Annotated in this window: 8 protein-coding genes; 5 read left to right on the top strand and 3 right to left on the bottom strand. The window is 33.8% G+C overall.

What is annotated here, in order from left to right:
• The first annotated feature begins 68 nt into the window (after nt 1-68).
• Both HRT72_11500 and HRT72_11495 read left to right on the top strand, forming a co-directional pair.
• Nucleotides 69-596 (top strand): FKBP-type peptidyl-prolyl cis-trans isomerase, encoded by a 528-nt coding sequence (locus HRT72_11500; GenBank protein NQY68329.1) that lies wholly within the window; start codon nt 69-71, stop codon nt 594-596.
• A gap of 23 nt (nt 597-619) precedes the next feature.
• A complete protein-coding gene (locus tag HRT72_11495; GenBank protein ID NQY68328.1) occupies nt 620-1,126 on the top strand; it encodes a hypothetical protein in 507 nt (168 codons plus the stop codon).
• A gap of 2 nt (nt 1,127-1,128) precedes the next feature.
• On the opposite strand, the gene HRT72_11490 is transcribed toward HRT72_11495, so the two are convergent.
• From HRT72_11490 to dnaA, 3 genes are read right to left on the bottom strand one after another with little or no spacing between them, the layout of a single operon-like run.
• Nucleotides 1,129-1,848, bottom strand: coding sequence for an SAM-dependent methyltransferase (locus HRT72_11490; protein NQY68327.1), 720 nt, complete (start codon nt 1,846-1,848; stop codon nt 1,129-1,131).
• A 21-nt stretch (nt 1,849-1,869) separates the two neighbouring features.
• Complete coding sequence (locus tag HRT72_11485) at nt 1,870-2,322, bottom strand: low molecular weight phosphotyrosine protein phosphatase (protein NQY68326.1); 453 nt, start codon at nt 2,320-2,322, stop codon at nt 1,870-1,872.
• 28 nt (nt 2,323-2,350) lie between these two features.
• Nucleotides 2,351-3,769, bottom strand: a complete 1,419-nt coding sequence (gene dnaA, locus HRT72_11480) for a chromosomal replication initiator protein DnaA (protein NQY68325.1) — start codon at nt 3,767-3,769, stop codon at nt 2,351-2,353.
• Nucleotides 3,770-4,145: 376 nt separating this feature from the next.
• Between dnaA and HRT72_11475 the strand changes: the two genes are divergently transcribed.
• The 3 genes from HRT72_11475 to HRT72_11465 all read left to right on the top strand — a co-directional run.
• On the top strand, nt 4,146-4,550 hold the full coding sequence (locus HRT72_11475) for an acyl-CoA thioesterase (GenBank protein ID NQY68324.1): 405 nt from the start codon (nt 4,146-4,148) through the stop codon (nt 4,548-4,550).
• Nucleotide 4,551: 1 nt separating this feature from the next.
• Nucleotides 4,552-4,950, top strand: coding sequence for an arsenate reductase ArsC (locus tag HRT72_11470; GenBank protein NQY68323.1), 399 nt, complete (start codon nt 4,552-4,554; stop codon nt 4,948-4,950).
• A gap of 66 nt (nt 4,951-5,016) precedes the next feature.
• Nucleotides 5,017-5,704 (top strand): hypothetical protein (locus tag HRT72_11465; protein NQY68322.1); only part of this gene is annotated, 688 nt, incomplete at its 3' end.

Raw genomic sequence — 5,704 nt, 5'->3', positions numbered from 1 at the left:
TTAGAATTATCTATTGCAAAGTTTGAAAAATTGCTACCTGAATATAAAGATCAACTCTGTAAGTAATAATGAAAGCAAAGTTCGTTGTCCAAAGTATTTTACTTCTTTTTGTTTTCGTTTCATGTTCTGAAACGGAAGAAAAGAAACCTAATCGTATTACCCAAAAGCAATTAAAACGTCCTCTTGAAGAAATCAATAAAACGATGCATTCGAGAGAAATGGAAAGAATTAAAGCTTACATCTCTAGACGAAACTGGGATATGACTAAAACCGGTACCGGATTACAATACGATATTTATGAATCGGGCGATGGCATTCAGCCTCAAAAGGGAAACAGGGTCAAGGTAAACTTTGATGTGGAACTATTGGATGGTACAAAATGCTATTCATCTGATGAGAAGGGGGCTATAATGTTTTTAGTTGGAAGAGATAATATGGAATCTGGAATTCATGAAGGTATTCTATTGATGAAAGTAGGAGATAAAGCCCGTTTTGTGATGCCGGCACATCTGGCACATGGCTTTGTTGGTGATGATAAGAAAATCCCTAAACAGTCTACTGTAGTTTATGACATTGAGCTTTTGGCAATCTATTAGGAATCCTAAACGTGTTGATACCTGTGATCAATAATCTAAATAGCGACAGGAAAAGCAATAGGAGTAACTTATTTTTAGAGAAAGGTAGATCTAAAGAAGTGTCTCTAATTGTCATAATTGTTGCTTCCTTATATCTGTTAGATGTGTATCTGCCACAAAGTATTTCGAACGAGGTTTTAGTGAATACGGAGATAGATGGTGGGTTTGTTAGACTCGAAACTGAGGATAAATCTTTCCTAATCAAAGATCCAATTACCAAAGGAGCGTTTAGGACAGTAACAGAACTGGAACTTTTGGTGAGCCCTATATTAGGCTATGTGGCTTTTGTGAAGTTCGAATACGAAAATACGACAAGACGCTTGGAAGTGTTCTCACCCAAAAACTTACTTTTCTTTCCTATTGCTCTTCTGCTTATTAATTTGGTTTTACTCGCTTTTACACTAAATGTGAATGTGAAAATGCCATTATTTCTCTTGAATATTTTCTTGGTATTCTTATTCTTCTTGATGGCCTCGACATCCTTTTTGTAGGACTATTTAGCTTTCCTTTTAAGAGAGCCAGAGAATAGGAGATACACTACTGGGACTTTCCCCATTATAGGGTTTTTCTTTTTCCAATTTCCAATTGTATCAGAAATAATAGATTCATTAGGCCCGGTTACTTCCTTTGCAATACACAGCATGGTGTTTGGATGACAATGTTTTAATATATCTCTAAGGAGGTGATCGTTTCTAAATGGTGTTTCAATAAATATCTGAGTGGTATTGATTTGCATGGAAAGCTTTTCCAAAACGGCTAATCGTTTAATTCGTTCTTTGGGCTCTTTGGGTAAGTAACCGTTAAAGTTAAATTGCTGCCCGTTAAATCCAGAAGCCATAAGTGCAAGGATAATAGAAGATGGCCCAACTAAAGGAATAACTTTAATTCCTGACCTGTGAGCTAGTTGAACAACATTTGCCCCTGGATCGGCAACGGCTGGGCAACCAGCCTCTGAAAGCAACCCAATATTCTCACCTTTATATACATATTCGAGCATTGCATTCAACTCTTCTTTAGATGTGTGTTTATTGAGAGTGATAAAGTTCAGCTCAGAGATAACACAGTCTGGATTTGCCTTTTTTATAAAACGTCTGGATGTTCTTTCGTTCTCAACTATAAAGGTTTTTAAGGATTTAATAACCTGTCTATTGTATTCCGGTATTGTTAAATGTGCTGCGGTAATATCTAAATCGGAAGGAAGAAGATATAAAATTCCTGTTTTTGGCATGTGTTTTTAAGCTAAATCAGAAGCTATCTTTTCACAAGCTTCTCTGAGTAATACGTATACGTTTTCAAATCCGTCATCCCCGTAATAGGGATCAGGTACTGAGTCATTATTCCCTGGATTCACTTCATTTAAAATCATCTTTACTTTGTCTTCTTCCTCACTGTCTCTGGCAAGAGAAATTATGTCTCGGTAATTTGATGAATCCATTGCATAGATTAAATCAAAATCTTCAAAATCATCAGTTTCAAATTGACGCGATTGATTTCTGCTAATATCAATATTATGTAAAAAAGCATTAGCCATGGTACGTTTATCGGGAGCTTGCCCAATATGAAAACATGAAGTACCAGCTGATTCTATTTCTAATCCCATATTTCGTTCATTAGAAATCGTTTGCAAAATCCCCTCTGCAAGAGGAGATCTACAAATATTACCTAAACAAACCATTAATATTTTCATATTAATATGGTGGTAGTGATTAAAGTGATTAGTCTATGCTAACTAACTTTCCTAAATCTTCGATGTACTTTCTAAAGTGCTTATCTGTATCGATAAGGTTGTTTACCGTTTTACATGCATGAAGAACAGTTGCGTGATCTTTACCTCCACAGTGCATTCCGATATTTGCTAAAGAAGATTTTGTTAAGCTTTTAGCAAAGTACATTGCTATTTGACGTGCTTGAACAACTTCTCTCTTTCTCGTTTTTGATTTTAACAACTCAATAGGTAGTTTAAAATAATCGCAAACAACTTTTTGAATGTAATCTATAGATACTTCTCTTGCATTGTTCTTAACGAACTTATCAATCATTTGCTTAGCAAGATCAATAGTTATCTCTTTCTTGTTTAATGATCCTTGTGCTAATAAAGAAATAAGAGCACCTTCAAGTTCACGAACATTCGTAGTAATGCTGTAAGCAATATATTCAATTACATCTTTCGGTAGTACAACACCATCTGCGTGCATTTTCTTTTCTAAGATTGCAATTCTTGTTTCCAAACTAGGTGATTGTAAATCGGCAGACAATCCCCATTTAAATCGAGAAAGAAGTCTTTGTTCCATGCCTTGCATTTCAACAGGAGCTCTATCTGAAGTAAGAATCAGTTGCTTCCCATTTTGATGAAGGTGATTGAAAATTTGGAAGAACACTTTTTGTGTTCCTTCTTTTCCTGAAAAGAACTGTACATCATCAATAATAAGAACATCAATTAACTGATAGAAATTGATAAAGTCGTTTTGCTTGTTGTTTTTTACGGAATCAATAAATTGTTGTGTGAATTTTTCAGAAGAAACATATAGAACAATCTTGTTCGGCGAAATCTCTTTGATTTTAATTCCAATTGCATGACCCAAATGCGTTTTCCCTAATCCAACTCCTCCGTAAATTAACAAAGGATTGAATGCAGTTCCTCCAGGTTTGTTAGAAACGGCAAAACCGGCTGATCTCGCTAATCGATTACAATCTCCTTCAATAAAGTTGTCAAACGAATAATTAGGGTTTAATTGAGAATCAATTTTGATTTTTTTAATTCCAGGAATCACAAAAGGGTTTCTAATGTTATTGTTAATATCCATTGGAATTGGAACAACCGGATTTTCTTTTGGTCTTTCTGATGTAGGAATTTTAACCGTATAAGGTTTTGCCATTGAGTTATCAATAACAATGTTGTACTCAAGCTTTCCTTGCGCACCTAATTCTTTCTTGATGGTTTTCTTTAAAAGATCAATATAGTGCTCTTCTAACCACTCATAGAAGAATTGGCTAGGTACCTGTATTGTTAATACGCTTTTAGATAATCTGATTGCTCTAATTGGCTCGAACCAGGTCTTATAATTCTGTATACTTACGTTATCCTTAATGATTTTCAAACAACCTTCCCAAGCTTCTCCGTAAGTTTTTGTCATTGTATTTATGATTTTAGATAAAGGTCGACGTTAAGTAAATTAACATCAATTTGTTTAAAACTTCTCTTTGTAAATTCTTGTCAAATATTTCGATAAAAAACTTAATAAAAAAATCAAATTGCTATTGACTTTAATGTTTTTTTTACGGGTTGATAAAAAATATTATTTCAACCGATTTTTGTTTGAATTTCCTGGTTTGAATTTAAACAATAATAGCTTTTTTTAATTCATTATCAGGCATATATGGGTTTAATCTTTATTTAATTTCATAACGTATTGTTGGTGTATGCAATAGAACTATTATCTTTAGTAATTCTTTATATTTCCACAAAATTAACGTACGCCTTGTACGCATTTTTACGTAATGATTAATTAAATGTATAGTTCGGAAGTTGAAATAAGAGTTAGGTATTCGGAAACGGATAAAATGGGGTACGTTTATTATGGTAATTATGCTCAATATTTTGAAGTGGGGAGGGTCGAAGCTCTACGGAATTTAGGGTTACCGTATAAAGAATTAGAAGAAAGTGGTATTCTGATGCCTGTAGTATCGTTTAATATTAAGTATTTGAAACCTGCTTTTTATGACGATGTTTTGATTATTACTACAAGAATTGTGAAGATGCCTTCTGTTAAAATTCATTTTGAGTATGAAACCCGAAACGAAAAAGGGGATAAGTTAAATTTTGCAGAAACGGATTTAATCTTTATTAATGAGGCCAAGAATAAACCTTGCCGTCCTCCTGAAGTTTTTTTAAATAGTATAAATAATTTTTTTTAGAATGAAGAATATTTTGTTTCTCTGTGTAGAGAATTCGTGTAGAAGCCAAATTGCAGAGGCTTTTGGGCATATTTATAGTAATGAGAACGATAACATATACAGTGCTGGATCTAAGGCTATTGGTGTAATTAATCCAGGTGTGTATACATCTTTTGATGATATTGAATATGATTTCAAGAGCCATTACTCAAAGGGAATTGAAGAATTACCGGAAGTGAAATTTAATACGATAATTTTAATGGGGTGCGGTGAGAAGTGTCCCATTAGAAATGCCGACAAAGTTATTCAATGGAAAATTCCAGATCCAAAAGAATTGAGTCAAGAAGAATTCAATGTAATTAGAGATCAAATCAAGGAGAATGTAATCCAATTGTTAGATGAAATGGGATCTTTGGTGTAGTATATATAAGATATGTTGTTTGCAAAAGATTAATCTAACCATTAAGAAATTCTCAATTATATAGACATGAAGGATTTAAAAACTAAAATAGCTGCATACTCTACTGTAGGTACTAGCATTTTTTTTTCCTCTGATTCTAATGCTGAATGGATTTATACAGATGTAAATCCAGATATCACTATTTCTATTGATGGAGGATTTTATGATTTAGATTTAGACACAAATGGTGTTAATGATATTAAGGTTGAGCTTGTAAGTTGGAGCAATCCTCCTAAGCAGTTAGGGCGTGTGAAAATTGATGCAGGATCTAATGGCGTTTTTGGGTCGACAGGTAATCCGTTTAATTATCCATTGGTTATGTCGGCTGGAGATTCTGTTACCAGCTACATTAATTTTTTATCAGGTGATGCGAACGTACTAGGTTTCATGTACACCTATTCCTGTCCTGGTTATATATGCTCTTTTAAGGGAAATTTCCTGGATGTTTCCAATAAGTATATTGGACTAAAATTTAAAATAGGATCAGATTGGCACTATGGATGGCTTGGGATAGATGTTCCTGCAGATGCCCAATCGTTTACTATTAGAGACTTTTCTTATAATAGTATAATGGACATGCCGTTAATTGCAGGAGATCAAACAACAGGTGTAGAGGAGCATCTGCCGACTATAAATCTTTATGCCTTCAATTCTACAATATATATTAACCTCGATGGATCTACGTCTAATTCGAGTATGCAGGTTTATAACACTA

This window comes from Flavobacteriales bacterium, assembly GCA_013214975.1.
Lineage (GTDB): Bacteria > Bacteroidota > Bacteroidia > DT-38 > DT-38 > DT-38.
This window is presented reverse-complemented; position numbering and strand designations above follow the sequence as displayed.